Origin of the sequence: Streptomyces sp. NPDC051776, from assembly GCF_040681345.1 — a bacterium.
In the GTDB taxonomy this organism is placed as follows: domain Bacteria; phylum Actinomycetota; class Actinomycetes; order Streptomycetales; family Streptomycetaceae; genus Streptomyces.
Genome location: NZ_JBFAYQ010000009.1, coordinates 59,348 through 84,787, shown reverse-complemented (window position 1 = coordinate 84,787; position 25,440 = coordinate 59,348). Strand labels below are relative to the sequence as shown.

The 25,440-nt window shown below is 69.6% G+C and carries 19 protein-coding genes; 7 read left to right on the top strand and 12 right to left on the bottom strand.

The window, feature by feature from the left end:
• Positions 1–110 precede the first annotated feature (110 nt).
• Both AB0M26_RS10150 and pglZ read left to right on the top strand, forming a co-directional pair.
• Positions 111–4,013: a DUF6079 family protein gene (locus tag AB0M26_RS10150; protein ID WP_365257519.1), complete on the top strand. Its 3,903-nt coding sequence runs from the start codon at positions 111–113 to the stop codon at positions 4,011–4,013.
• Positions 4,010–6,922 (top strand): BREX-2 system phosphatase PglZ, encoded by a 2,913-nt coding sequence (pglZ, locus tag AB0M26_RS10145; RefSeq protein WP_365257516.1) that lies wholly within the window; start codon positions 4,010–4,012, stop codon positions 6,920–6,922. The genes AB0M26_RS10150 and pglZ overlap by 4 nt, the downstream gene beginning before the upstream one ends.
• Positions 6,923–6,928: 6 nt before the next feature.
• Here the strand turns inward: pglZ and AB0M26_RS10140 are convergent, their stop codons facing one another.
• Positions 6,929–7,969, bottom strand: coding sequence for a CBS domain-containing protein (locus AB0M26_RS10140; RefSeq protein ID WP_365257514.1), 1,041 nt, complete (start codon positions 7,967–7,969; stop codon positions 6,929–6,931).
• Positions 7,966–9,789: a DUF262 domain-containing protein gene (locus tag AB0M26_RS10135; RefSeq protein WP_365257511.1), complete on the bottom strand. Its 1,824-nt coding sequence runs from the start codon at positions 9,787–9,789 to the stop codon at positions 7,966–7,968. Before AB0M26_RS10135 ends, AB0M26_RS10140 begins: the two co-directional genes overlap by 4 nt.
• A 152-nt stretch (positions 9,790–9,941) precedes the next feature.
• Here AB0M26_RS10135 and brxD point away from each other — a divergent pair, with 152 nt between their 5' ends.
• Positions 9,942–11,276, top strand: a complete 1,335-nt coding sequence (brxD, locus tag AB0M26_RS10130) for a BREX system ATP-binding protein BrxD (RefSeq protein WP_365257508.1) — start codon at positions 9,942–9,944, stop codon at positions 11,274–11,276.
• Positions 11,276–13,483 carry a DEAD/DEAH box helicase gene (locus AB0M26_RS10125; RefSeq protein WP_365257505.1) on the top strand — a complete coding sequence of 736 codons (2,208 nt, stop codon included), beginning with the start codon at positions 11,276–11,278 and terminating at the stop codon, positions 13,481–13,483. Before brxD ends, AB0M26_RS10125 begins: the two co-directional genes overlap by 1 nt.
• Positions 13,484–13,595: 112 nt before the next feature.
• Here AB0M26_RS10125 and AB0M26_RS10120 read toward each other — a convergent pair whose 3' ends face one another.
• From AB0M26_RS10120 to AB0M26_RS10110, 3 genes are all read right to left on the bottom strand, one after another.
• The gene (locus tag AB0M26_RS10120; protein WP_365257502.1) at positions 13,596–14,081 is read right to left on the bottom strand and encodes a hypothetical protein; all 486 of its coding nucleotides are present in this window, start codon (positions 14,079–14,081) and stop codon (positions 13,596–13,598) included.
• The gene (locus AB0M26_RS10115) at positions 13,972–14,322 is read right to left on the bottom strand and encodes a hypothetical protein (protein ID WP_365257499.1); all 351 of its coding nucleotides are present in this window, start codon (positions 14,320–14,322) and stop codon (positions 13,972–13,974) included. Before AB0M26_RS10115 ends, AB0M26_RS10120 begins: the two co-directional genes overlap by 110 nt.
• 207 nt (positions 14,323–14,529) lie before the next feature.
• A complete protein-coding gene (locus AB0M26_RS10110) occupies positions 14,530–15,003 on the bottom strand; it encodes a cation:proton antiporter (RefSeq protein WP_365257496.1) in 474 nt (157 codons plus the stop codon).
• Between the two features lie 326 nt (positions 15,004–15,329).
• Between AB0M26_RS10110 and AB0M26_RS10105 the strand changes: the two genes are divergently transcribed.
• Positions 15,330–16,472: an alpha/beta hydrolase gene (locus tag AB0M26_RS10105; protein ID WP_365257493.1), complete on the top strand. Its 1,143-nt coding sequence runs from the start codon at positions 15,330–15,332 to the stop codon at positions 16,470–16,472.
• A gap of 106 nt (positions 16,473–16,578) precedes the next feature.
• Here the strand turns inward: AB0M26_RS10105 and AB0M26_RS10100 are convergent, their stop codons facing one another.
• The 5 genes from AB0M26_RS10100 to AB0M26_RS10080 all read right to left on the bottom strand — a co-directional run bounded on the left by AB0M26_RS10100 (position 16,579) and on the right by AB0M26_RS10080 (position 21,764).
• Entirely contained in the window at positions 16,579–17,430 is an 852-nt protein-coding gene (locus AB0M26_RS10100; RefSeq protein ID WP_365257490.1) for a methyltransferase domain-containing protein, read from the bottom strand.
• A gap of 124 nt (positions 17,431–17,554) precedes the next feature.
• Positions 17,555–18,544, bottom strand: coding sequence for an NAD-dependent epimerase/dehydratase family protein (locus AB0M26_RS10095; RefSeq protein ID WP_365257487.1), 990 nt, complete (start codon positions 18,542–18,544; stop codon positions 17,555–17,557).
• A gap of 152 nt (positions 18,545–18,696) precedes the next feature.
• Positions 18,697–19,503 carry a class I SAM-dependent methyltransferase gene (locus tag AB0M26_RS10090; protein WP_365257484.1) on the bottom strand — a complete coding sequence of 269 codons (807 nt, stop codon included), beginning with the start codon at positions 19,501–19,503 and terminating at the stop codon, positions 18,697–18,699.
• A gap of 68 nt (positions 19,504–19,571) precedes the next feature.
• A complete protein-coding gene (locus AB0M26_RS10085; RefSeq protein ID WP_365257481.1) occupies positions 19,572–20,480 on the bottom strand; it encodes a methyltransferase domain-containing protein in 909 nt (302 codons plus the stop codon).
• Positions 20,481–20,528: 48 nt separating this feature from the next.
• Positions 20,529–21,764: a cytochrome P450 gene (locus AB0M26_RS10080; protein WP_365257478.1), complete on the bottom strand. Its 1,236-nt coding sequence runs from the start codon at positions 21,762–21,764 to the stop codon at positions 20,529–20,531.
• A 94-nt stretch (positions 21,765–21,858) separates the two neighbouring features.
• Here AB0M26_RS10080 and AB0M26_RS10075 point away from each other — a divergent pair, with 94 nt between their 5' ends.
• Both AB0M26_RS10075 and AB0M26_RS10070 read left to right on the top strand, forming a co-directional pair.
• Positions 21,859–22,446, top strand: coding sequence for a TetR/AcrR family transcriptional regulator (locus AB0M26_RS10075; protein WP_365257475.1), 588 nt, complete (start codon positions 21,859–21,861; stop codon positions 22,444–22,446).
• Between the two features lie 416 nt (positions 22,447–22,862).
• Positions 22,863–24,122 (top strand): cation:proton antiporter, encoded by a 1,260-nt coding sequence (locus AB0M26_RS10070; protein WP_365257472.1) that lies wholly within the window; start codon positions 22,863–22,865, stop codon positions 24,120–24,122.
• Between the two features lie 100 nt (positions 24,123–24,222).
• Here AB0M26_RS10070 and AB0M26_RS10065 read toward each other — a convergent pair whose 3' ends face one another.
• Positions 24,223–24,435 (bottom strand): helix-turn-helix transcriptional regulator, encoded by a 213-nt coding sequence (locus AB0M26_RS10065; RefSeq protein ID WP_365257469.1) that lies wholly within the window; start codon positions 24,433–24,435, stop codon positions 24,223–24,225.
• 72 nt (positions 24,436–24,507) lie between these two features.
• On the bottom strand, positions 24,508–25,374 hold the full coding sequence (locus tag AB0M26_RS10060; RefSeq protein ID WP_365257466.1) for a TauD/TfdA family dioxygenase: 867 nt from the start codon (positions 25,372–25,374) through the stop codon (positions 24,508–24,510).
• Positions 25,375–25,440 lie beyond the last annotated feature (66 nt).

Sequence of the window (25,440 nt, the reverse complement as noted above, 5' to 3'; positions counted from 1 at the left end):
AAAGGAGAATGATCCGAGGGGACCTGGGGAAAGGCCCTCGACACCTGCCCTGGACGCCCACGGACGGCGACGCCTGCGTGCACGCCGCCGGAAGGAGAGCGAGTCCCGCAATGGCCTTGGCCCAGCAGCCGCCTCTGCTCCGCGAAGTCATCAAGATCAAGGAGTCGATCTCCACCTCGGACTACGTCCTCCAGTTGTCCGAGGCCACGACCGCTCAGGGCGCCGAGCAGGCCCTGCAGGACTATGTGGTCACTGAGCGGCTTCTGGAGAACTTCGACGAGGCGCTGGGCCTCATCAAGTCCGCGGTGGACGGGCACACGTCCAAGGCGGCCTATCTGCACGGGTCGTTCGGTTCCGGTAAGTCGCACTTCATGGCAGTGCTGCACGCGCTGCTCAGCAGGAGCCCGGTGGCCCGCCGCCGCGGTGACTTCGATCCTGTGCTGACCAAGCACGACTGGCTGGGCACGGACGGGAAGACGTTCCTCCTCGTGCCGTACCACATGCTCGGGGCGAAGTCTCTGGAGCAGCGGATCCTCGGCGGCTACGTCAGCCACGTCAAGAAGGTGCGCAAGGACGCGCCGACGCCGCAGGTGTACCGGACGGACGCGCTCTTCGACTCCATCCGGGCCATGCGGGCGCGCCTGGGCGATCAGGCCGTCATCAGCGGACTGGCCTCGCCGGAAGGGGCCGACGGGGGCGAGGACGACGAGTGGGGCGAGTCGTTCGCCTGGGAGCCGGGGCTGCTGGACACCGCACTCGCGGCCGAGGAGGTGCACGAGTCGGGCCAGACCCTCAACGTGGTCAGCCCCTCCACCCCGGCCGAACTCCGCGCCCGCCTCGTCCAGGACGCCGGCACCAATCTGCTGCCCGGCTTCGCGAAGAACGCCGCCGAGGACGAGCACGGGTTCATATCCCTGGACGCGGGCCTGTCCGTGATCGCTGAACACGCCAAGTCCCTCGGCTACGACGGGCTGATCCTCTTCATGGACGAGCTGATCCTGTGGCTCGCCACCCTCATCCACGACGAGAAGTTCGTGGCCCGCGAGGCCAGCAAGATCACCAACTTTGTTGAGGGCGGCGACGCACGCCGCGCGATACCCGTGGTGTCCTTCATCGCCCGCCAGCGCGATCTGCGGGAACTCGTCGGCGAGGAGGTGTCGGGAGCGGCCGAGGCGTCCATCCAGGACACCCTCAACCTGGCGTCCGGCCGCTTCGACAAGATCACTCTGGAGGACCGGAACCTCCCCCAGATCGCACACGCCCGTCTCCTGAAGCCGAAGGACACCGAAGCCGCAGCGCTCATCAACGCCGAGTTCGAGAAGACCCGCAAAATCCGCCAGGAGGTGTGGGACACCCTCCTCGGCTCCGACCGCGGCGCCGATGGCGTGGGGGCCGACGAGGAGAGCTTCCGGCTCACGTACCCCTTCTCACCCGCTTTCATGGACACACTCGTCCATGTCTCTTCCGCGCTCCAGCGCAACCGAACCGGTATGAAGCTGATGGGGCAGCTGCTCGCCGACCACCGCGACGAGCTGAAGCTCGGCGACCTGATCCCCGTCGGCGATCTGTATCCGCTGATCACCGCGGGCGGCGACAAGCCGTTCACCGACAGCTTGAAAGTGGTCTTCGACGCGGCCGACAAGCTGTACCGGACGAAGCTGCGCCCGTACCTCCTCGGCACGTACACCGTGTCGGAGGAGGACGTCGAGCAGTACACGCACCGCGGCCCGGACAGCATCACCGACCCGGAGCTGCGGGGTCGCGTGAAGGCGTTCACCGGCGACAACCGCATCATCGGCACCCTGCTGCTGTCGGCCCTCGCGCCCAGCGTTCCGGCTCTCGCCGACCTGACGATCCGCCGGCTCTCCGCCCTCAACTACGGCTCCGTCGTCGCCCCGATCCCGGGGCGCGAATACGGCGTCCTGAAGGACAAGGTCGCCGAGTGGGCGGGCCGCTTCCCGGAGATCAAGGAAACCGGCACCAAGACCAACCCGGGGGTCCGCCTCGAACTCTCCGGGGTCGACGTCGACTCCGTGATCGCCAACGCCAAGGTCAACGACAACCCGGGCAACCGCCAGGCACTCGCCAAGCGGTTGCTGTCCGAAGAACTCGGCATCGATCAGGGCCAGTTGATCGGACGTGTGGACTTCGTATGGCGCGGCACGGACCGCAGTGCGGAAGTCGTCTTCGGAAACCTCGCCGACGAGGACGACCTGCCCGACCACGACCTGATGCCCCAGCAGGAGGGGCTGTGGCGGATCGCCATCGACCTCCCGTACGACGAGGGCGTCTTCGAGCCGATCGACGACGTCCACCGGATACAGCGGCTGCGCGAGCGGCAGCAGGAGGGCGAGCGGTCCCGCACCGTCGCCTGGGTTCCGACCCACCTCTCCGCCCAGCGGTACGCCGACTTCTGCCGCCTCGTCGTCATCGACAAGGCACTCGCCGACGAAGCGCGCTTCGACAGCCAGTACGCCGGACACCTCAACGCCGACAGCCGGGCCCGCGCCAAGGGGCTTCTGGAGACCCAGCGCGAGTCTCTGCTCAACACGGTGAAGGCCGCCTTCAAACAGGCGTACGGGCTGGCCGACAAGAAGGCCGGCGATGTGCACCTGGACTTCAACGACCATCTCCAGTCGCTGCGCGAGGTCGACGGGCTCACCCTCTCCTTCGGCCAGTCACTGCGCGACGGGCTGCGGCACATCACGGGCAGGATGCTGGCAGGCCAGTTCCCGGACCACCCGGATCTCGATCCCGATCACACCGGTACGACCGTGAAGGCGGCCGACACCCGCAGGGTGTTCACGCACATCCGAGCCGCCGCGGAAGCCCGTGACGGCCGCACCGAAGTCCCCGCCGGAGACCGTACGTTGATGGAGCGCATAGTCGGTCCGCTGCGGCTGGGAAAGCAGAAGGAGGCGTACTTCGAGCTGTCCCGGTTCTGGGCCGATCACTTCCGGCAGCTCGCGCGAGAACGTGGGACCACCGGCGACCTCAGCCTGATCACGCTCACCGACTGGACGGACGAGCCGCAGCCGCGCGGACTCCCCGATGACCTGGCCAGGCTGGTCGTCGCCTCGTTCGCCGAGATGGACGACCGGGTGTGGGTGCGCGGCGGCATGGCGCTCGACCCAGCACCCGAGCTATCCCAGATCAAGGACCACGACGCGCTGCGCAGCCAGCCGCTCCCGTCCGAGGAGGACTGGGAGCGGGCCCGGCAACGCTTCGCGACGGTGTTCGGCCGCCCGGCGCCGACGCTGCGGCGCGGGCGCATGGTCCACCAGTTCGCCCGCCAGATCGTGGAGGCGGCCCGCTCCCACCAGGAGCACGCGGCCGATCTTGTACGGAAGTTGGAGGAGCACGGGGGCTTCCTCCGGCTCGACGAGACCGACGAGACGGGGCGGCTCGGGCTCGCCCGGCGGTCCGCCGAGTTGCTCGCCGTCGTCACCCGCGCGTCGGGCCAGGGTGCCGCCGGGGCGAAGAAGACGGTGGAGGCGCTCGCCGGGTTCGATCTCGGACGTGTCAGCGCCGAACGCTTCGGCACGTCGATCACGCAGGCACAGGCCGTGGCGCAAGCGCTGGACGCTGCGTCCTGGACGACTCTCGACCTGGCGTCGGGTGAGGGCCCCGAGGGCCGGGCTCTGCTCGACTCGCTGTGCAACGTGGCCCAGAGCGACCAGCGGACCAACGACCTGTGTGCCGCCCTGACCCGTACCCAGCGCGACGTGCTCGCCCTGGTCAAGCGCAACCGGGCCACGCCCCAGCCCGCGCCGCCACCGCCGGTTCCGGCACCGTCGGGCCCGGGTGACATGCCGCTGGACAAGCCGAGCAGCCACCCTCCCGTACGCGAGAAGACCTCCGCGGAATCCGGTACCGGCCGGGTGCGCCGCTCCGGTGACCGGCGGACCACCGCGGCCCGCGCCGCAACCGAATTCCAGGCGGAAATAGCTGAATTGGCGGCTCGGGAGCCCGGCGCTGCGATCGAGATCAGCTGGCGGGTCGTCGAGTCATGAGTGCAGCGGTCACCTCGGTGGCGGCCCGGCTGAATGTCGCGACCGTCACGCAGTACCTGTCGTCCCAGACGTCGCTGGCAGCCTCCCTCGCCCGTGCGGACCGGCGTCGCGTGGTCCTGCTGCGCTCCGCACCCCAGTGGGACGGCCCGGCCGAACCGGTGTGGGGAGATGGCCGTACAGCCCGGATCACCGCGGCACCGTCACCGCTCGCTGTCCACGAACTGATCCTGGACCATCTCGCGGAGCGGGAAGCCGATGCGGCCGTCCCCGCTGTCCTCGTCGTGCTGACCGATCGCGAACCGAGCGAACTCGACCCGGCGGTCCTGGCCCGCGCGCACAAGAAGCGCATCGACACCGTCGACCGATGGGACGTGGTGCGCGAAGCGTTCGGTGCAGAGCAGGTGGATCCGCGGCTCCGGAACGCGAACTGGGCCGCGGAGGCCCTGCTGGACGCAACCCCGCCGGGCGGCTGGCCCCGCCTCCCCGGAGGCATGCTGTCCTGGCGCAAGGCCCTGTCCGACCTCGCGCTGCGACGACTGCGGCTCGGCACGTACGCAGCAGAGCCGGGCCCATCTCGGCGCACCCGGGCCGGCGACACCCTGGACACCCATGCCCTGCTCGGCTGGTCCCTCTCCTCCGGGGGCCCCCAGCGCCTACTGGAGCTGCGCGGCCCCGAGCGCAGGGGGCTGGCGGAGTTCCTGGGCGAAGGAGACCAGGCCGGCCTGGCCGGACAGGCCCTCTTGGCCCTGGTCGAGGCCGAGCACGGCGAGGAGGCGGTCGCGTTCGGGCTCGTGTGCGGCGCGCTGTGGCTGCACGCCGCTCCGGACGCCGACATCTACCGAGCACGGGGCCGCGCCGAGCGCTGGTTGGGCGAACCGTCGCCTGTGACCGGAGAACAACTCGACGCCCTCGCCTCCGTGTTCGCGCAGGCCTGCGAGGAGTACGTCGCTGTGCTGCTCACCACGGCGGCACGCGGCACCGGCACCGACACGGACGAAGCCCGGGAGGCACGCCGCACCAGTGACACCGTCCTGGACCGCGCGTCCGCTCTGGTCCGCCGATTCGGCGCGGAATCCGCCGCCCAGGCGAGCCCGCTGCTGCCGGCGGGACTGGAAGCCAGGTTCACAGCGGTGGGGCGGGCTCTCCGGACCATGCGCCCGGAACCCGTCGCCGAGGCGGTCCGGTCCTTGAACGCGCACAAGCGTGCCGAAGGCGCAGAGGCGCAGGTAAGGATCGAGCGGACTCGTATGGGCCAACGCCTGACCCAGTGGCTCGCGGGCGACCCATCCGTCGGGCCCGGTACCGCGGACATCTGCATCGAGCGCCACATCACGGAGACAGGGTGGGTGGACCAGGCCCTGGAGTACATCGAGGCCGGCGGCGACCCCGACCCCGTACTGGGGACCGCGTACGACCGGCTCGCCGCTCGCGCGCGGGCACGGCGTCACGAGATCGACCGGAACTTCGCGCACACGCTGGCCTCGTGGACCGCTGCGGGCACACCGCCGGGTTCTCTGCTGACGGTGGAGTCCTTCCTCGGCCGGGTCGTCGAACCGATCGTCCGCGCGGAGGGCGGGCGGCGCATCCTCCTGCTCGTCCTGGACGGGATGAGCGCGGCGATCGCGAGCGAGCTGGGCGAGGAACTCCGTGCCTCCTGGGCGGAGTTCGACCCGGTGGCGGAGGGTGCGCCCCGGCGGCGGGGCATGGCCGCAGCCCTGCCCTCGCTTCCCGCCGTCTCGCGTACGTCGCTGTTCGCGGGCACTCTGCTGCAGGGGACGCAAGACGACGAGAAACGGCTCTTTCCCGCTCAGGAGCTGTGGGGTGGGGCGTCCGCAGCGGTGTTCCACGAGGACGACCTGCGGTCCGAGCGCCCCGGGGAGACCTTCGGTCCCGAACTTGCCGCGGCACTCGCCGATGGGGGCACCCATGTGGCAGTTGTCCTGAGCTGCAGCGACGACCGGACCGCCGGGGGCCAGAAGCGCGGTGACGGAGTCTGGCGGGCCCATCGGGTCTCCGGACTCCTCGACCTGCTTCAGGTGGCCGCCGTCGAGGGCATGGCTGTGCTCATGACGAGCGGCCACGGTCACGTGGTGGACCGGCACGCCACGAAGGTCCACGCCGAAGCCCCGGAATCGCCGCGCCATCGCCTGCCCGGCGGGGCCCTGGACGCATCCGAGATCGTGCTCTCAGGGCCGCGCGTCGTCCGGCCCGAGGCGGGTACCCCGATCGTCGCCCTGTGGGACGCGAACTCGCACTACATCGTGCCCGAAGGCGACTGCAACGGTGGAGCGTCCCTCGCCGAAGTCGCCGTGCCGGTACTCGCATTCCTGCCCTTCGGCGCGACGCCACCGCGAGGGTGGCGGGAACTGGGCGACCAGCGGCCATCCTGGTGGCGGCTCGACGAGCAGGCCCCGGAGCCGGGCACGGCGGAAGTCGTCCCGGCCCCCGTCCCCGTGGCGAAGAAGCCCTCTCGCCAGAAGTTGTCCAAGGTGCAAGCCGAGCTGGCCGACACGCACGACTCCCTGTTCGAAGTCTCCGCGGTCCCCGTGGACGACGGCGGCAAGGCCGCTGGCACCCCGGCCCAGGTCCCTGCGGCGGAAGCGCTGATCGGGGCCCTCTTCGCGTCGGACCCCTTCCGGGACCAGATGGAGCTCCTGGCCCGCAAGCCGCGCGAGGGAGACATGGAGAGGTTCCGGCAGGCGGTCCGCGTTCTCCTCGATTCGGGCGGCACGCTGCCCGTGAGCGCGCTGGCACAGCGCGTCGACTTCCCCGCCACCCGTGCGGACGGTTTCGCCGCGGTGCTGCGCCAGCTCCTCAACTACGACGGTGTGCAGGTGCTGGAAACCCTGCCGGACGGTCGGACACTGCGGCTCCACCGGGGCCTGCTGCGTGAGCAGTTCGGTCTGTGATGTGTGTCAGGCGACGCAGTCGCGCAACAGGGCGGTGAAGGCTGTCAGTTCGCGCATGGCTTCGGCCGGAAGCGGTTCCGCGTCGAAATGGGCGATGCGGTTGCGGATGTCCCCCACCCGTTGGAGGTGACGGACGAACTGGGCGCGATCCAGGAACTCGGCCTGCATCGCGATCCAGTTGAGGTCGGCCTGCTGGGCCATCGCCGCCTGGCGCTGCTGTCCGTCCAGCAGACGCACATAGTCGCCGAACGTCAGATCGTCGACTCTCTCCGAGCGGCGTTCAGCTCTCCTGTTGTTCTGGACCGACCTGATCGCCTCTCCGGTGAGCTTGGCGCCCAGCCACCTGCGGAGCAGTGATTCGATCTCCCCGAGCTGGAAGAAGGGGCGCGCCGCACTCTCGAAGCGGTCCACGACGTGTGCCGGCGTGACGAGCCCGGACAGCCCGCCGTCCTCGCCTCGCACCAGGAGATAGCCCTGCTCCGTGAGCATCGGCAGGCAGGCGAAGAACTCCTGCCGGGCATCGGCCACCGGCAAGGAGTCCTGCTGCATGGCGTTTTCGAGCGCCACCTCCTTGCCCTTCTCGTACATAAGCGCCAAGGAGCGCCAGGTGATCACGCCGTGGAGAGTCGTCATGCCTGTGGTGACGGGAAGTTGCCCGTAGCCGCGGTGGCGCATCAGGTACGTCGCCTGGGACAGCGGAGTGTTGGCCGATACGCACTGCACTCCGCCACTGGCGGACGGTAGGTCGCCGATCCGCATGCGCCGGGGAAGCGCGCCGGACGGCAGCGAGTCCTCGGCGGCGCCTTCCTCGGGCTCACCGGACGGTGACGGCGCGGCGGCGAGTGCGACGATCTGCACTCGCTCCCGGGCACCGCAGGTGGCGAAGTCCGGGAGCGTGGCGAGACCCGCGTCGGCCAGCGCCTGGCCGATGTCGTGCACGTTCCAGGGCCGGCGGACCCGGACCCCGAAGAGATCGAGGAGCTTCTCCAGGGACACTTCTGTGCCTTTGAGGACCAGGAGTTCGGCCCGGGTCGGCCTCCTGCTCACCGGGCAGCCTTCTCGTCGGTGATGTCGCGCAGGATCGTCCGCTTGCCCATGGCCGCGTACACCATGTCCTCCAACTGCTTCGCACGCGCCGAGTAGAACGCCTCGTAGTCGTTGGTACGCAGCAGATACGGGTCGATCAGATGGGTGGCGATGACGTCGTCGAACCACTCTCGGCGCAGGTCGGAGGCGGCGGCCAGGGAGTCGAGGTAGGCGGCCGGCGGACCAGTGAGGGACTGGGCGGCGCGCAGGGAGAGCGGTGTCTTGTTGACGATGGAGTTCGCCGGGAAGCCGCTGCTCCCGGACCGGCTCCTGCGCACCCAGCCTCGCGGGAAGACCTGGCAGATGTTGACCCCGTACTCGTCCAGGAGCGCCGGCTTGAGAGGAGCGTCCGTGTAGTGCCAGTCCACCGCGCCCTGCTTGATCAGCAGGGCGTAAATGCCCTTGTAGGCAGCACTGTTGCGGGTGGTCAGGGTGTCGAGCCGCTCGGGGAAGAAGTAGGCGTCGGTAACGGTCTCGGGAGCGACGCCGCGGCCCCCGATCCAGCCGACGAGTTGCTCGACGTCGCGGGTGAAGCGTGTCTCGGTCGAGCCCCCGTACATCTCACCGAGCACGCCGCACCAGTACCACTGGGTGATCATGTCCTCGGCGCCAAGGGAGTCGGTGGCGTCGCGGAGAATGGCACGGACAGCGGCGAGCGGAACCAGCTGCGTGCGATAGGGCAGATCGCTGGCCCGCACGATGCACTGCTTCTCGAGGAAGGCACCGACCCAGGCGAAAGCGTCGGCCAGCCGTGGTGCGAGCGATTCGAAATCGGCGAGAGGCAGTTCCAGCAGGTCGGGCCGCTTGCATGAGACCCCGGTGCCTCGGCCTTCCTGTTTGAGCTGCCATGTGCGGACCAGCGCGACGGCCTGCAGAAAGTCGCTGCTGCTCAAACCGTCGTCGATGCCCAACTCCAGTCGGCCGAAGACCGGGTAGCGGCCTGCCAGTTCCTCCTTCACCGCCTGCCATGCCTGCGGAAGCTGGTAGTAGTCCCCGGTCCGTTCCCGGTAGGCCCGGTCTCCCGCATACGTAGCGGTGAGCAACTCGAAGACGTTGAGCGGGACGCCGCCCGTGTTCACGCGCTCGAAGACCGCGCAGACGGCGTCCATGGAGGTGGAGGCGGCCAGCTTGATCATCGGGACCTGGAACGAGCGGACGTGCTCGAGCACCTGCTCCTCGAATCGGCTCCACCGGTCGAGGTGGGACTCATCCTCCCTCTCGTACACCCGACGCCAGGCGTTGACCCTCGGGGTGTCGAACACGATGTGCAGCGGGAACAGTCCGGCCGCGCACTCCCCCTCGGTACTCGTCAGGTCGTGCACGATGTCACGGGCGAAATTGGTGCGCAGGACCTTGTCTTCCGGAACGGAGACAATCGCCTCGTCGCGGTCCGTGGGAGAGCCGGTGGCCTTGACGATGTCCACGTAGTACCAGCGCTTGACGGGATTGCCCCGGGCGTCATCGGTCTCGACCGGGCCGTCCTGGAACAACGCCTGGAACAGCGAGGTGAGACGCTGCTGACCGTCGAGGAGCAGCAGGCCGGGCTCCATCTCCACCGCCATGCGCGCACCGGTGAGGGCACGGGCCCGGAAGCGGGAATCGCCGCCCGTCTCCAAGGTCATCACCACGCCCAGGGGATAGTCGAGCGTAACCGTGGCAACAATGGCCCGAATTCGATCGTCTTGCCATTTCCACTCGCGCTGGAAATCGGGGAGCTGGAGCGCCCCCGATGCCACATCAGCGAGGAGTGTCTTCAGCCGTACGTTGTCGAGTCCTGCCACGTGCCGGTACCCCACCCTTGCCGTTCTTGCTTACGTCTCGCGAGCGGGCAGCGATTAGACCAACGGTGTCGGCGGCCGTCAACGCAGCCATCCGACGAACGTTCAACTTCGGCCACCCTTCACGGTTCCGACCACGATGGGACACTGGTGACGTGAGTACCGTTGAGCCATTCCGCCCTGCCAACGCCAGCGCGGCGCGGCGCCGTACCGTGATCGACGCGCTGAGACGTGGCGCCGTCCCCGAGAGCGGTCTGGATCAACTGGCCACCGGCCTGGGCCGGTTCGAGGCTGCCATCGACGCCGAGCTGGATTCGGCCGCCTCTGGCGGATCGGTGTTCAAGGCCGTAAGAGGCGAGTACGGCTCCGGCAAGACGTTCTTCACCCGGTGGCTCGGCGAGCGGGCCAAGCGCGCCGGCTTCGCCGTCTCCGAGATCCAGATCTCGGAGACCGAAACCCCGCTGCACAGACTGGAAACCGTGTACAGGCGCCTCACCGAGCGACTGGCTACGGCCAGCTTTCCGCCGAGCGCGCTCCGGCCGGTTGTGGACGCCTGGTTCTACGCCCTCGAGGAAGACGCCCTCGCGGCCGGGGCAGGCGAGGGCGGCCTCGCAGATGAGGTCGAGCGCCTTCTGACCGCCCGCCTGGCCGAGGTGTCGCGGCACGCTCCGTCCTTCTCGACAGCGCTGCGCGGCTACCGGACCGCACTCGCAGAGGGCGACGAAGCGACAGCGGCGGCGATCATGGCCTGGCTGGGCGGACAGCCCCACGTGGCCGCGGCGGCACGGCGCTCCGCAGGAGTCCGCGGCGATCTCGACCACTTCGGAGCTCTGGGCTTTCTGCAGGGGCTGCTGACGGTGCTGCGTGACTCGGGGCACCGGGGGCTGTTCGTCGTCCTGGACGAAGTCGAAACCCTCCAGCGGGTGCGGTCGGACGCCCGTGACAAGGCGCTCAACGCGCTGCGCCAGCTCATTGACGAGGTGCACTCGGGCCGCTTTCCCGGCCTGTATCTGGTGATCACCGGCACCCCGGCCTTCTACGACGGCCCACAGGGCGTACAACGACTTGCTCCACTCGCTCAGAGGCTGGCCACCGATTTCACCACCGATCCGCGCTTCGACAATCCCCGCGCCGTGCAGTTGCGGCTGCCCGGCTTCACCCAGGAGTCTCTGGTGGGCCTCGGCGAAACCATCCGCGATCTCTACGCCTCGGGAGCTGGCGCGCCCGGCCGCATCAAGGCTCTCGCGGATGACCGCTACCTCGCCGATCTCGCCCGAGCGGTCACCGGTGCGCTCGGCGGCAGGGTCGGGGTGGCCCCCCGGTTGTTCCTGAAGAAACTGGTGGGCGATGTCCTCGACCGAATCGACCAGTTCGAAGAATTCGACCCGAGGCAGCACTACCGGCTCACGGTAAGCGGCAGCGAACTCACCCGTGTGGAGCGGAATGCCGCGGCCGCTGCGATGGCGGACGACGTCGAACTGGACGTGTGATGACCGGCACAGGAGACTCTGCAGCCACCGCGCCGCATAGCCGTGCTCGCCGCTCGGACCAGGACGACCCCTTGGACCGGCTCGATCCCGTCGTCCTCCACCACGTGGTGAACACGCTCGGCTGGCCCGACCTGCGCCCCTTGCAGCGCGCGGCGATCCATCCGCTGATGGACGGCGAAGACGCGGTGCTGCTCGCCCCGACGGCAGGCGGCAAGACCGAGGCTGCCTGCTTTCCATTGCTGTCCGCCATGTCCGAACGGCGCTGGACCGGCACCTCCGTGCTCTACCTGTGCCCCCTCAAGGCGCTGCTCAACAACCTGGTGACGCGCATCGACTCCTACGTCCAGTGGCTGGGTCGCCGCGCAGCGCTGTGGCACGGGGACACCAAGGAGTCACAGCGGCAGCGCATCCGCACCGAGCGACCGGACGTTCTGCTCACCACACCCGAGTCCCTGGAGGCCATGCTCATCGGGGTGAAGACCGACCACTCCCATCTGCTGGGCCGAGTACGGGCGGTCGTCGTCGATGAGGTGCACGCTTTCGCGGGGGACGACCGCGGCTGGCACCTGCTGGCCGTTCTGGAACGCTTGGAACGGGTCGTCGGGCGGCGCATCCAGCGGATCGGGCTGTCAGCGACCGTCGGCAATCCGCATCATCTGCTCACCTGGCTGCAGGGTGCCGGCGCGGGGAAACGGACGGGGCGGGTCCTCGCACCGGAGCTCGCCGTCGGACCAGCGGCTCCCTCAGGTGCGGCGACCGCGGAGAACGCCCGCCCTCCGGGGGATGTGGAACTGGACTACGTGGGTTCCCTTGACAACGCCGCCAAACTCATCGCCGCTCTGTACCGGGGTGAGAAGCGTCTGGTGTTCTGCGACTCGCGGCGGCAGGTGGAACAACTGGGTGCGGCACTGCGAAACCGCGAAGTAACGGTATTCCTGTCACACGCGTCCCTGTCGGCAGAGGAAAGGGCCCGCTCCGAGCAGGCTTTCGCCGAGGCTAGGGACTGCGTCATCGTGTCCACATCCACCCTTGAGCTGGGCATCGACGTCGGCGACCTGGACCACGTCATCCAAATCGACTCGCCCAGCACCGTCGCCTCATTCCTGCAGCGCATTGGACGCACGGGGCGCCGCCAGGGCAGCACACGCAACTGCTTGTTCCTCGCGACGCGCAAGGACACCCTGCTCCAGGCCGCAGCGTTGCTCTTGCTCTGGGGGCGGGGATGGGTCGAGCCGGTGTCCGCACCGCCCGATCCACGCCACCTGGTGGCGCAGCAGCTCTTGGCCCTGGTCCTCCAAGAGCACACGATCGGCGACGCGGTGTGGCCCGACGAGTGGAACGGGCTGGCTCCCTTCGACCGCTCGGCCACGCCCATCCTCCACCACCTGATCACGGATGGCTTCCTCGACCGGGACGGAGGGCTGCTGTTCATAGGTCCCGAGGCCGAACGGCGCTTCGGCCGACGGCATTTCATCGAGCTGACCGCGTCGTTCACTGCGCCCCCGCAGTTCACTGTCTTCGCCGGGCGCACAGAGATCGGGCAGATAGATCCCTCCATCCTGTCCGAGGAACGTGCCGGCCCCCGTCGGCTCCTACTAGGCGGACGCAGTTGGCAAGTGATGTTCATCGATTGGGGACGCAGACGGGTCTTCGTCGAGCCGACTGAGGGTGGTGGTGTCGCCAAATGGACCAGCAGTTCCGTCGCGGGACTCTCCTACTCCCTCACACGTGCGATGCGGGACGTACTCCTGGGGGCCGAACCTCCGGTGTCGCTCACGCGACGCGCTGAAGCATGCCTGGCCGCGTGGCGGGAGGAAGACGCCCCTGACCTTGTAGACCCCGGCGGGACACTGGTGGCGCGGATGGGGGGCGATACTCGCTGGTGGACGTGGGCCGGCTTCCGCGCGAACGCAACTCTCGCAGCAACGCTCCGGTCGATTGCCGATCCCGTCCAGCGACCCACGGACTGCTCGCTGAGGCTGCGCGAGGACCTGACGCCCGAAATGTGGCGCGCCGCCCGCGAAGCCACGGCCGGTGATGAGGCAATAGTGCTGCCGGACGTCGACCGCCGTGCGGTGCACGGTCTGAAATTCTCGACCGCACTGCCCGAGCGACTCGCGATGGCCACAGTCGCCGCCCGACTCGCCGACATCGACGGGGCGAAGGCCGCACTGCGGGAAGCCGTCCGTTTTCACGGACGGCCTTAGAAAAACTCCCGCCACGAAACCGCGTGCGGACATGGCGGGCTCTTTGCGGGCGGGCTCCCGTCCGGCCGAGTGCTCCGAAGTCGCGTCGGCCTGCGGAGTCCGGAGTTCTGTGTCACCCCGAACTCGCATCCCCGACGTGGTCTCCTAGATGGCGTTCGAGCCAGTGGCCGGTCCGGCTGTCCTGGTTCCTCATCAGCTGCGCCGGTGTGCCCTGGGCGACGATGCGGCCGCCGTCGGGGCCGGCGCCGGGGCCGGCGCCGGGGCCCATGTCGATCACGTGGTCGGCGTTGGCGATGACATCGAGGTCGTGGTCGATGACGACGACGGTGGCGCCGAGGTCGAGGAGTTGATCGAGGACGCCGAGGAGTGTGCGGACGTCGCGGGGATGCAGGCCGATGGAGGGCTCGTCGAAGACGTAGAGGCTGCCGGGACGGCGTTTGCTCAGGCCGGTGGACAGGCGCAGGCGCTGCGCCTCTCCGCCGGAGAGTTCAGGGCGAGGACGTCGGCAATGTCGTGCCCACGGTGCTGCGCCGTCCGGGGACCGGTGGACGCTGGTGCAGGGCGAGGGCGGAGGGCAGGAACTCGATCCGGTCGACATCGGGACGGGCGACCTGGCCGATGCGCCGGCGCGTGTACGCGGACAGGGCGTCGAGGTAGCGGCGGGAGCCCTCCCCGTACATCACCCCCATCGCCAGCGACGACTTGCCGGAGCCCGAAAGACCGGTCAGCAGCACCAGCCGCCACAACGGCACCTCGATATCGACGTTCTTGAGGTTGTTGGTCCGGGCTCCGGTGATCCGTATGGCACTGGGCAGATGCGTGTCGTTGCTGTACTTCACGGCAGGACTCTCTGTTGGGGGAAACGGCCGGCGTGAGGGGGTCCGGGCCGGTTCATGCCGGCGCATCAGCCGATGAGCTCCCCGATGGGGTGCTGTCCGGGCCCGGTGCCGGTGCCTTCCCCTTGAGCAGCTTCACCGCCGTGGCTGGGAACACAAGTACCGACACCACGCCGGCGCAGGTCAGAGCAGCCGCGTTGATGGGCGTGATCAGCCGCAGCTACAGCAGGATGACCGCTCCGAAATCGGCCATGGCACCCCCTGCCATGGCGGTCTGGCCCAGATCGGTCTCGTGACGCCGGCGCCCTTGAGTACCGAAGCGATGAGGCCCGACGACGCTCCCGACAGGGTGATGGCGATGAGCACCAGACTTTCCACCCAGCCCGCTGCTCCGAAGCCGAGCCCCGCCACCGCACCGATGGCCAGGGTGAATCCGTAGCCGCCGAGGGCGAGCCGGAGCCTTCGCCCACGCAGTCGGTGGACGTCTGTCTCCAGACCCGCGAGGAACAGCAGGAAGGACAGCCCCAGGAGCGAAAGGATCTCCACGGGGAGGTCCGCCTTCACCCAGCCGAATCCCGATCCGGGTACGGAGGCCCCGGGTACGGCGCTGCCACGGCAGGAGCGGGTCCGGCCATCGCCCCCGCCGGGGGCCGCGCCGCGCTGCCCGTTCCGCCGCTGCCACATCCATGACGCCTCCGGACGCGCACTCCGCCCATGTTCCGGAAACGGCAACAGAGTGGGCCGGCGTCGGCCCGCGCCCTGCGCCCGGCACTCCACGCCCGGCACCCGGCACCCGGCACCCGGCACCCGGCACCCGGCACCCGGCACGACTGAAACACAACTTCCGCGATTCCAGGAGCGCTTGCCGTCCCCGCTGCAGGGGCGCCAGCCCTCGACGCGGTGCGTCATCGCAAGAGCCGCGCATCGTTCGGGGAGCAACAACAAGGAATCGCACGCCTCTTCGACAAAATGGGGTGGGCAATTGCCCATTTCCTTGTAGCGTGAGGTCCATGCCCCAACGATTCATACGCCTTGTCGCCCCGTTGGCCGCTCTCCTCGGACTACTGCTGGTGACGGGCGCGCCGTCCGCGTCTGCGGCTCCTGCCCAGCCGTTGACGCCGGCCACCGCCACCGGTCCCGAGCTGCCCGCGCCGACGGGCAACCGGCCGGTCGGCACCAGGACGCTCCATATGAAGGACACGTCACGACCCGACCCGTGGAAGCCGGACATCAACTTCCGGGAGCTGATGGCCACCGTCTGGTACCCGGCGTCCGTCCCCTCGGACCGCAAAGCTCCTTTCATGTCCGCGCAGTTGTCCACGACGGCCTTCGGCACGGACGCACTCAGCACGGTGCGCACCCACGCGACCATTGACGCGGTCCCGCTGCCCGGACGGCATCCGCTGGTCGTCCTGTCCCCCGGATTCGGAATGAGCCGCGTCTCCCTGACGGCGCTGGCCGAGGACCTCGCCTCCAAGGGCTACTTGGTGACCGCACTGGACCACACCTACGAAGCGGTCGTCGAGTTCCCCGGGGGCCGTCTGGAACCCTGCCTGAACTGCACCGGCCAGGGCGGCCCCGATGTCGTCCGCAGCCGTGTGAAGGACGTACGTTTCCTCCTCGACCGGCTGGCCGGTCCCCGCTCCGGATTCCTGGTCGACCGTTCCTGGATCGCCGTCGTCGGCCATGCCGTCGGTGGTTCGAGCGCCGTCGAGACCGCGGCCCAGGACCCGCGCGTCGACGCCGCCGTCAACATGGAGGGCACCTTCGTCACGCCGCCGCCCGCGCAACCGCTGGCGCGGCCGGTGCTGCTCCTCGGCGCCCAGTGGCCCACGGCCGGAGGCACTCCTGCGGCCAACTGGGCCGACCGCTGGGCCGGTTTCGCCGACTGGAAGCGCTGGCTGAGTGTTCCCACCGCCGGCCACATGTCCTTCAGCGACGCCCACTGGCTGTACGAGCACTTCGATCTGACGAAGGTGATCCCGCCCGCCCTGGCCCCCGCCATGTTCGGGACCGTCTCGGGTGAGCGTGCCACCGAGATCACCCGCGCCTACGTCGGCGCCTTCCTCGACCTGCAGTTGCGCGGCGTCCCGAGCACACTGTTCGACAAGCCCTCTCCGCGTTTCCCCGAGGTCGGGTTCGTGCAGCCGTAGCGTGCCGCGGTCCTGCCGCCGTCCTGCCCGCGCACGCACGAGCCGGCCCGCAACCGCCCGGAAGGGACTGATGCGGGCCGGCTCGCTGCGGCGCCCTGGTCTGTGCCTAGTGCCCGGGCCGGTCGGCGACGACGATGCCGTAGCCGAATCCGGCGGCCTCCAGGCGCAGGACGATGCCGTCGAACCGGTCCACGACCTGAGCGCCGAACCGCCGTGTGAGCGACGCGCGGTCGCCCTCCAGTGTCCGACGCATGCAGCCCAAGGTCCGGGCCACCGTCCGGTCGCTGACGTCGGTCATCTCGACGGGCACCAGGCCGGCTTCCTGGAGCAGCACCGGATAGTCCTGAAGCAACATCAGTTTGCCCAGCAGCACCGCGTACTGCGGCGCGTCGGTCTGCTGCGCGCCGAAGGATGACGCAGTCCTGTCCAGGAAGTCGGTGAGGGCAAGGCGCCCGCCGGGCCTGAGGAGGGTTGCCGCCTGCCGCAGCATGGCGAGCCGGTCCGGCATGGCCATGATCGACTCGAGCAGCCAGACCGCGTCGAAGGACCGCCGCGGGAAGTCGAGTTCCCCGGCATCCTCGCAGCGAAAGCTCACTCGGTCGGCGACTCCGGCTTCCCGAGCCTGCTCCGTGGCCAGCCGGGCCTGGACCGGACTGTTGGTGACCCCGACGACCACGGCGCCCGTCGACTGCGCGAGCTGGATCGCCGGCGCGCCCGTCCCGCAGCCGATGTCGAGGACCCGGTCCCCCGGGCCGATCTTGAGCCGATCCCCCATGAGTTGGGTGAGCCGCCGGGATGCCTCGGCCATCGTCGCACGGTCCGACGGGGACTCCCAGTAGCCCATGTGCAGGCTTCCACCCGACAGTTCGGCCAGAAACTCACTTGTGTCGTTGTAGAAGCCGTCCTCCGCCTCCTGCTGGGAGAGACGGCCCGCCGGCGACCCCGCACCCCTCGTCATTTTCCCTCCATCGGTTCGACCACGGCTGCCGCCGGGCAGGATGCCGTCGGTGTGCCATGGCCGACCCCATCGTCGTTGCCGGTCACGCTGTCATCCGCTGCTCCGCCGACTCCGCGCGGAGCGTTCAGAGGACCTGGTCCAGTACGCGTTGCTCGACGGCCGGGTCCAGCCCCCGAGTCGTCGCACCCTGCCACGGCGGCTCACCCTCACGCTCCAGCCAGGACCAGCTGTCGGCCAGGGTGTTCCGGAGCGGGCGGCCGGTGTCGAGCCCGGCGCGGTGGGCCGCCGAGACGTCGACGTCGTTGATGCCTCCCCTCATGGCGGCGGGGAGCCACAGCGGGATGTCGACGTAGGGACGGACGCCCGCGGCCAGGAGGTCGTCGTCACCGACCCAGGCCAGCTCCGCGTCGGAGCCGGTCACCTCCCGCATCGTCTCCAGCAACTCGCCCATCGTGCAACGGCCGCGGCCACACACGGTGTTGAACACCCCGCCGGTGCCGCGCTCCGCGGCGTCCAGCAGCCAGGGCGCGTGGTCGCGCACGTCGACGTACTGGAACGGGTCGTCCGCACGCCCGGGAGCCAGGACCCGCCCGCCGCGACGGATACGGCGCAGCCACCAGGTCAGCGAACCGACATCCTCGTAGGGGCCGAACATCGGCCCGGGGCGGGTGATCAGCGCGCGGTCGGCGAAGGCGCGCTGGACGGCGAGCTCGCAGCCGCGCTTGGCGACCGGATAGAAGCCGTCGGCCTCGTCGTCCGGATCGCCGTCGATCGTGGCCGCGCTCTCGTCGGCCCCACCGGGAACCGGCGGCCGGTACACCACCCAGCTGGAGACATATGCGAAGTGACCGGCCCGGTCCACCAGTTGCGCGCAGGAGTCGCTCAGGACCCGGGGCGCACCGGTCCAGGTGTCGATCACCACGTCCCATTTCCGGTCGCCGACCGCTCGGCTCAGCGCCTTCGGGTCGGTCCGGTCGACGATCAGCGACTCGACCTCCTCACCGGCCGGGCGACTGCCCCGGTTGAGGATGCTGACCTCGTCACCGCGCTCCAGCGCGGCGCCGACGATGCTGCGTCCCACGAAGTGCGTTCCACCCAGCACCAGAACTCTCATGACGCCCTTCCCAAGGAATCCGGCAGAGTGCCCAGGTCCGCGGTGCGGCGAGCGATGCCGCGGCCACCCTGCCCAGCTCGGGCGGGCGGCCGCGGGATTCACCTTCCGCCGCCGACGCCCCCTGCGATGTCGGACGCAGCGGGCCGGCGGCTTCAGGCAACGGGGCGCGCCGCGGTGACGGCCACCGTCGCGTAGTTCATCGTGAAGCTTCCGCCCATGGCATCGATGGCGGCCCCGGCGCCTTCCAGCACCTCCGCCATCTTGTCCGCCGGGAGCCGGGTGAAGGCACCCAGCGTGGGCATCTGGTCCAGCCAGGCATCGCGGCTGTAGGTCCACTCCCAGTCGAAGCGCCACTGCTCCGGCTCACCGAAGCCGCCCGCCTCGCGGATCCCGTCGGAGGTCTTGGCGAAGAATGCCTGGTATCCGTCCATGGCGCCCTTGAGCATCGTCCGGAAGTCGAAGGGCGCGTCGGGCATGACACGCTGGCAGACGTCGGCGATCGTGTCCGCCACCTCGGGCGGAAACCGGAAGACGTTCCAGAAGGCCGCCAGGCGGCCACCGGGACGCAGGATCTGCGCGGCCTTGGTCGCTCCCGCGACCGGGTCGACCCAGTGCCAGGCCTGAGCGGCCACGATCGCGTCGAACCGCCGACCGGCCGGCTCCCAGTCCTCGAACGTCGCCACATCGACTTCCAGGCCGAACTGGCGCGCCAGTTCGGCCAGTCGCTCGTCCGGCTCGACCCCGATCACGCTGCAGTCGGCCTTCTGGAACTGACGGGCGGCGATGCCGGTGCCGGTACCGACGTCGAGGACCTCGCGGCCGGAGCTGCCGGCGACGATCTGCTCCACCATCGGCTCGGGGTAGCGGGGCCGGGCCCGGTCGTAACGTTCAGCGTCCGCACCGAACGACTCCGCCACCTGTCGCTGCTGGTGGACTTCACTGTTCGAGTTAGTGGGCATGCGCCCATTCTAAGTGGGCACATGCCCACTCGTCAACTCGGCGCGGAGCGGCACGGCCTGACTAACCGTCAGGCTAAGTGCTCGTCACGGCCGCTCGGGGCGGCGGCGACCACCACGCCGTAGCCGAATCCGGCCTTCTCCAGGAGGGGAAGGACGGACTCGTACTGCCGCACGACCTGACCCCCGTACGTGCGCACGAGTTCCGCGTGGTCGTCGGCGAGCCTCTGCCGCAGGCAGGCGAGGGTCGGGGCCACCGTGTGCTCGGTGACGTCGTTCCGCTCGACCAACACCAGACCGGCCTGCTCCAGGAGAGAGGAGTACTCCTCCAGACGGACCGGCTTGGCCACCAGGGCGGCGTGGCCCTGCTCCCGCGAGTGCTCGGCCAGATCGCCCACCGCCTGCTCCATCGGGGCCGGCGCAGGGTCCAGGTCCAGAAGGTCGGTCAGAGCCACCCGGCCACCGGGCCTGAGCACCCGCGCCACCTCCCGCAGCGCACCGAGCCGGTCCGGCAAGTGGAAGATCGACTCGATCATCAGGACGGCGTCGAACGACTCCGCCTCGAAGTCCAGGACCGTCGCGTCCGCGCAGATGAAGGACACCCGGTCGCCCAGTCCCGCCTCCTGTCCGTTGCGGACGGCGGCCTCGATCTGCACCGCGCTGTTGGTGATGCCCACCACCTGCGCGCCCGTCGTCCGAGCGAGCCTGATGGACGGAGCGCCCGATCCGCACCCGAGGTCGAGGACCCGGTCCCCCGGCTTCACTTGCAGCTTCTCCGTCAGCAGATCGGTGAGCTGCCGGGAGGCCTCAGCCATCGTCGCCGGGTCGTCCGGGGACCTCCAGTAGCCCTCGTGGAGGCTCCCGCCGAACAACTCGGTCAGCAGACCGCTGAGATCGTTGTAGAAGCCGGCCACCTCCTTCGACGGCGGGGCCTCGGCCGTCTGCTCCGGAGTTCCGGGAGTGGCCATCTGATCGGGCATCAGCTCATCCTCTTTCACGGTCGGACACGGAAGGCGGTGTGTGCGGAATCACCAGGTGACGGGCAGCGCCTGCATCCCGCTGATCAGCCGGCCCCGGGCGTTGGCCAGTTCCTCGGCGGGGACGGCCAACCGCATATCGGGGAAGGCGGCGAGCACACCGCTGAACGCCACCTCCAGTTCCATCCGGGCCAGTTGGGCACCCAGGCAGCGGTGCGCGCCGTACCCGAAGGTGACGTGGCCGCCGGTGTCCGGGCGGGTGATGTCGAACCGCTCGGGATCGGGGAACGCCCCCGGATCGAAGTTGGCGCCGGGCAAGCTGGCGAAAACCACACTCTGCGCGGGGATCAGCACACCGCCGAGTTCGACGTCGCACGTGGTGGCGCGCACCTGGCCGGCGTTCTCACGGGCGCTCAGCGGCGCGTACCGCAGTACTTCCTCCACGGCGGCGGGCACCAGTGCGGGGTCGGCGCGCAGCGCCGCGAGCTGAGCCGGGTTGTCCAGCAGGGCCGCCAGTCCCTTGCCGAGCTCGGTCGCGGTGGATTCATTGCCGGCCATGAGCAGGCCGCACCCGAGGTGGACGAGCTCCTCCTCGCTCAGCCGGTCCTCCTCGTCGCGGGCCGTGATCAGCTCCTGGAGCAGGCTGTCGTCCGGGGTGCAACGCTTGGCCGCGACCAGGTCGGTCATGTAGGAAACCACCGACTCGAGCGCCTTCAGCGATTCCCCGGGCGGGTAGGCGGTGGTGGCCATGACGCGGTCGGCCCAGTTGCTGAAGCGTGCCCGGTCCTCCTGCGGGACACCGAGGATCTCGAAGATCACTGTGAGCGGCAACGGGCGGCAGAGGCCGGCGACCAGGTCGGCCGGCGGGCCAGCGTCGGCCAGCGGCGCGATCAGCTCGTCGGCGATCTCCTGGATGCGCGGCCGCAGTGCGCGGATCCTGCGGGCGCTGAACGCTCCTGCCACCAGGCGGCGCAGCCGCGCGTGCTCGGGTCCGTCGAGATCGTTGATGCCGGGCTTGGCCAGGACCGCCGACGGAACGACCACCGCACCGATCCGCCGCGCCTCGGCGCGGCTGAACCGCGGGTCGGACAGCACGGTCCGGACCTCGGACATCCCGGTGACCAGCCAGCCCTTCTGGCCGGATTCGGTGGTGACCTCGCGAACCGGCGCCTGCCGCCACGCCTTCAGCACCCGCGTCGGCACGGAGTAGGTGTCACGCCCGGCGGCCGCCGCCCGGGGGCACCCCGAGGGCATACCCGTTGACGAATTCGGGGGTATAGTGGGCATGCGCCCACCCTAAGTGGGCGCATGCCCACTCGTCAAACATTGCCCATCCCAGCGCCACGGAAGACCAGGCCTGCAAGGAACGGAAGGAGGCACGATGCCGACAGGGACAGCAATCCGTGACGTTCCCCGGCAACTGTTCGACGCTGCCGAGCGGGTCCTGCTCCAGGGCGGGCCCAACGCACTGACCAGCCGGGCGGTCACCACCGAGGCGGGCTGCGCCAAGGGTGTCCTGCACCGGCACTTCGCCGACTTCGACGCCTTCCTCGCCGAACTCGTGATGGACCGCCTCGGCCAGATCCGCAACCAGGCACGGGCGCTTCAGAACGCGGCCGGAACCAACACCGTCGCCGACAACCTCACCAAGGCGCTGACGGACCTGTTCGGATCAGTCGCCGTGGCGATCGTCAGCCTCGTCACCGCTCGGGACGAGTTGCGCAACCGGCTGCACCAGGCCGGGTCTTCGGGTGTCCCGGTGCTGACGGAGGCCACCGCCATGATCGCCTCGTATCTCACCGCCGAGCGCGAACAGGGCCGTATCGCGCCGGACGCCGACGTCGACACGCTCGCCCTCACCCTGATCGGCGCCGGCCACCTGCTGTTCGCCGGCCGGCAGGGCGTCGCACCGAAGACCGGCGAGGTCCACAAGGTCGTGACCTCGGTCATCGCCGACGCCGCGAGGTAGCCGCAGCTCCCACCGCCCGGACGTGCAAGCACGGCCGGGCGAAGGGCATTCACGGGTTGACGAGTGGGCAGGCGCCCACTAACGTGCGGCGTATTCACTTCCGCGCTGACGCACGCGGGTTCCGCCTCACGCGGCACCAGGCGCCCCGGGCAGTCGGCCGTCGGATTCCGGCCCGGCACCGTGGTGCCCCACACCCGGGATCCTGCCGAACGCGCGGACGCGGCACTCCTCTTGGCGATCCGTCGCCACGTGCTGCTCGAACCGCCGCTCCGGCCCGGGACATGCCACCGGACCCGAGACGGATCCATCGAACGACGGGGGATCACGACCGCTGTGCCCACCGGCCGCCGGACCACCGGGGCCGGTTCTCGGTCCAGTGCGTCCTGTTCCTGCCCGTCACACCGAAACGGGGGCCAGTGAAAGTCCAGCACACCACCGAACTTCTCGTCGGACTCGCGGCCGTCGTGTTCCTGGCTCGGCTGCTCGGAGCGCTGGCCCGGCGGTTCGAGCAGCCTGCGGTGACAGGCGAGGTCCTGGCCGGCATCCTGCTGGGGCCCACGCTCTCCGGCGACGTGATCTCGAGCCACCTCTTCCCAGCCGGTATCCGGCCGCAACTCACCGCCCTGGCCACGGTCGGGGTGGCCGTCTTCATGTTCACCGTCGGCCTGGAATGGGACCCCTCGAAGGCCCGAGGCTCCGGCGGCTTCGTCCTCTCCGTCTCCCTCGGCTCCATTCTCCTTCCGTTCGGTCTCGGATCCGCGCTGGGCCTGTACTTCCTGCGGGAGCACCAGAGCCCGAACGGCACCGCCTTCATCCTCTTCATGGGGCTCGCGATGTCGATCACCGCGTTCCCGGTGCTGGCCCGCATCCTCACCGACCGCGGCCTGGGCCACACCACGCTGGGCACCTTGGCGCTCGCCTGCGCCTCCATCGACGATGTCCTGGCCTGGTCGATCCTGGCCTCGGTGACCGCGATCAGCGGCGCGGCCGGCGCCGGCCAGTGGCGCATCCTGCTCGTCGTGCCCTACCTGCTGGGCATGATGTTCGTGGTACGGCCGCTCCTGCGACGCCTCCGGACGAGTTCAGGCGCCCTCGCCCCGGCCGGATTCGCCTGCGTTCTCGCGGGGCTGCTGCTGTCCGCGGGCGCGACGGAGTGGACGGGCCTGCACTTCATCTTCGGGGCGTTCCTGTTCGGCGCCGTCATCCCGCGCCGGCGGACGGCGCGCCTGCGCGCGCAGATCCACGACCAGTTCGGGAGCCTGGGCCGGACCCTGCTGCTGCCGGTCTTCTTCCTCACCGCCGGTCTCAACGTCGACCTGTCCGGGATCGGCCCGGGCGGTCTGCGCGACCTGGGCCTGATCCTCCTGGTGGCCATCGGCGGCAAGTTCGCGGGGGCGTATCTCGCGGCCCGCGGCCACGGGATGCCGGCCCGGCAGTCCGCGGCGCTGGCCACCCTGATGAACACCCGTGGCCTGACCGAACTCATCGCGCTGAGCGTGGGATTGAGCCTGGGAATCATCGATCGAGAGCTTTACTCGCTCATGGTGGTGATGGCGGTGGTCACCACGGCGATGGCCGGGCCACTGCTGCGGTGGATCCTGCCCCGGCGGCTCATCGAGGCGGAGGCCGCCAGGGAGACGGTCTCCGGCCCCGTACGCACCGCCCTGGGGAAGTGAGCGCATTGCGGAGCGGCCACCGGACAAGGAGGGCGGCGGCCCGATCGTGCACAACTGGGCCGCCGCTGTCCCGCCGAGCACCCTCTTCGGGGACGGGTCGTCAGAGCTGGACGATCCCGGACGCGACCGCCCATCCGATCAGCCGGGACTTACTCGCCGCCCCGACCCGCAGCCGGGCGTCCCGCAGGTGCTCGTCGACGGTGTTCTTCGAGATGCCCAGACGGCGAGCGGTCTCCTTCGCGGTCAGGCCCAGAACCGCGAGCCGGACCACTTCGGTCTGCCGGGGGGTGAGTAGTTGGGTTGTTCCTAGCATGTCACTCAACACCTCGCATTTCACGTGCATATGACATCGAGCTGTCCATCGGCGCCCTCCCGGTAAGGGGCGTCAGTAGGACTCCTTCGCATTCATCCGGGCCGGTGCGTAGCGCTCGCCCGGCTTGGGCCGGTAGTGCTCCCAGCGGGCCTCGTTCCCGGTGGGGGTATCGCCGAGCACGACGACGCGCAGGCCGGTCCGGCGCTCCTGGTAGTCGTCGACGGCGTAGTGCTGGGTGACCCGGTTGTCCCAGATGGCCACATCGCCCGGCCGCCACCGGTAACGGCAGGTGAACTGCGGGGAGGTGGCGAACTCGGTGAGGTACTGCAGCAGCGCGTCGCTCTCGTTCCGGCCGAGTTGGGCGATGTGCGAGGTGTGGGCCCGGTTGACGAACAGCGCGCGGCGGCCGGTCTCCGGGTGGACCCGGACGACGGGGTGCTCCGCCCGGCTCGCCAGCCCCGGAATCCGGATGGCATGGACGGCGGTGAGTCCGCCGAGCATGTCTCTCAGCGGGGCGGACAGGGCCTCGTAGGCCAGGTACTGGTTCGACCACATGGTGTCGCCCCCGACACCGGGGCTGCGGACGATCTGCAGGATGGACCCGATGGGTGGGTTCGGCGAGTAGGTCATGTCCGTGTGCCAGATAGGGATCTTGCCGTCCTGCTCCGAGTCGATGATCTGAATCTCGGGATGCCCGTCCAGGTGGGGCAGGTAGGGGTGCACCTCGAGTTCCCCGAAGCGGCGGCCGAAGGCCGTACGCGATTCGGGCGACCATCCCTGCTGGTCCGGGATGAAGAGCACCAGGTGCTTCAGCAACAGCCGACGCAGTTCGGCGAACTCGTCGTCGGTGATCTCCTCCAGGCGCAGGCCGTGGATCTCCGCGCCCAGAGCGGCGGTCAACGGACGGACGTCGAAAGCCGTCCCGAGTGTGTCCGACATCTTTTCAAACCCTTCTCATCTTGCGGCTGTTGGCCGCCCTGCATGGATCCCCGCTCACCGACCCGC

Excerpts from the sequence above, each read along its gene's own strand:
- AB0M26_RS10085 (WP_365257481.1), bottom strand. The coding sequence starts at position 20,480 with ATGCCCGATCAGATGGCCACTCCCGGAACTCCGGAGCAGACGGCCGAG.
- AB0M26_RS10100 (WP_365257490.1), bottom strand. The coding sequence starts at position 17,430 with ATGACGAGGGGTGCGGGGTCGCCGGCGGGCCGTCTCTCCCAGCAGGAG.
- AB0M26_RS10090 (WP_365257484.1), bottom strand. The coding sequence starts at position 19,503 with ATGCCCACTAACTCGAACAGTGAAGTCCACCAGCAGCGACAGGTGGCG.
- AB0M26_RS10075 (WP_365257475.1), top strand. The coding sequence starts at position 21,859 with ATGCCGACAGGGACAGCAATCCGTGACGTTCCCCGGCAACTGTTCGAC.
- AB0M26_RS10095 (WP_365257487.1), bottom strand. The coding sequence starts at position 18,544 with ATGAGAGTTCTGGTGCTGGGTGGAACGCACTTCGTGGGACGCAGCATC.
- AB0M26_RS10065 (WP_365257469.1), bottom strand. The coding sequence starts at position 24,435 with ATGCTAGGAACAACCCAACTACTCACCCCCCGGCAGACCGAAGTGGTC.
- AB0M26_RS10120 (WP_365257502.1), bottom strand. The coding sequence starts at position 14,081 with ATGTCGACCGGATCGAGTTCCTGCCCTCCGCCCTCGCCCTGCACCAGC.
- AB0M26_RS10105 (WP_365257493.1), top strand. The coding sequence starts at position 15,330 with ATGCCCCAACGATTCATACGCCTTGTCGCCCCGTTGGCCGCTCTCCTC.
- pglZ (WP_365257516.1), top strand. The coding sequence starts at position 4,010 with ATGAGTGCAGCGGTCACCTCGGTGGCGGCCCGGCTGAATGTCGCGACC.
- AB0M26_RS10080 (WP_365257478.1), bottom strand. The coding sequence starts at position 21,764 with ATGCCCACTATACCCCCGAATTCGTCAACGGGTATGCCCTCGGGGTGC.
- AB0M26_RS10150 (WP_365257519.1), top strand. The coding sequence starts at position 111 with ATGGCCTTGGCCCAGCAGCCGCCTCTGCTCCGCGAAGTCATCAAGATC.
- AB0M26_RS10110 (WP_365257496.1), bottom strand. The coding sequence starts at position 15,003 with ATGTGGCAGCGGCGGAACGGGCAGCGCGGCGCGGCCCCCGGCGGGGGC.
- AB0M26_RS10060 (WP_365257466.1), bottom strand. The coding sequence starts at position 25,374 with ATGTCGGACACACTCGGGACGGCTTTCGACGTCCGTCCGTTGACCGCC.
- AB0M26_RS10125 (WP_365257505.1), top strand. The coding sequence starts at position 11,276 with ATGACCGGCACAGGAGACTCTGCAGCCACCGCGCCGCATAGCCGTGCT.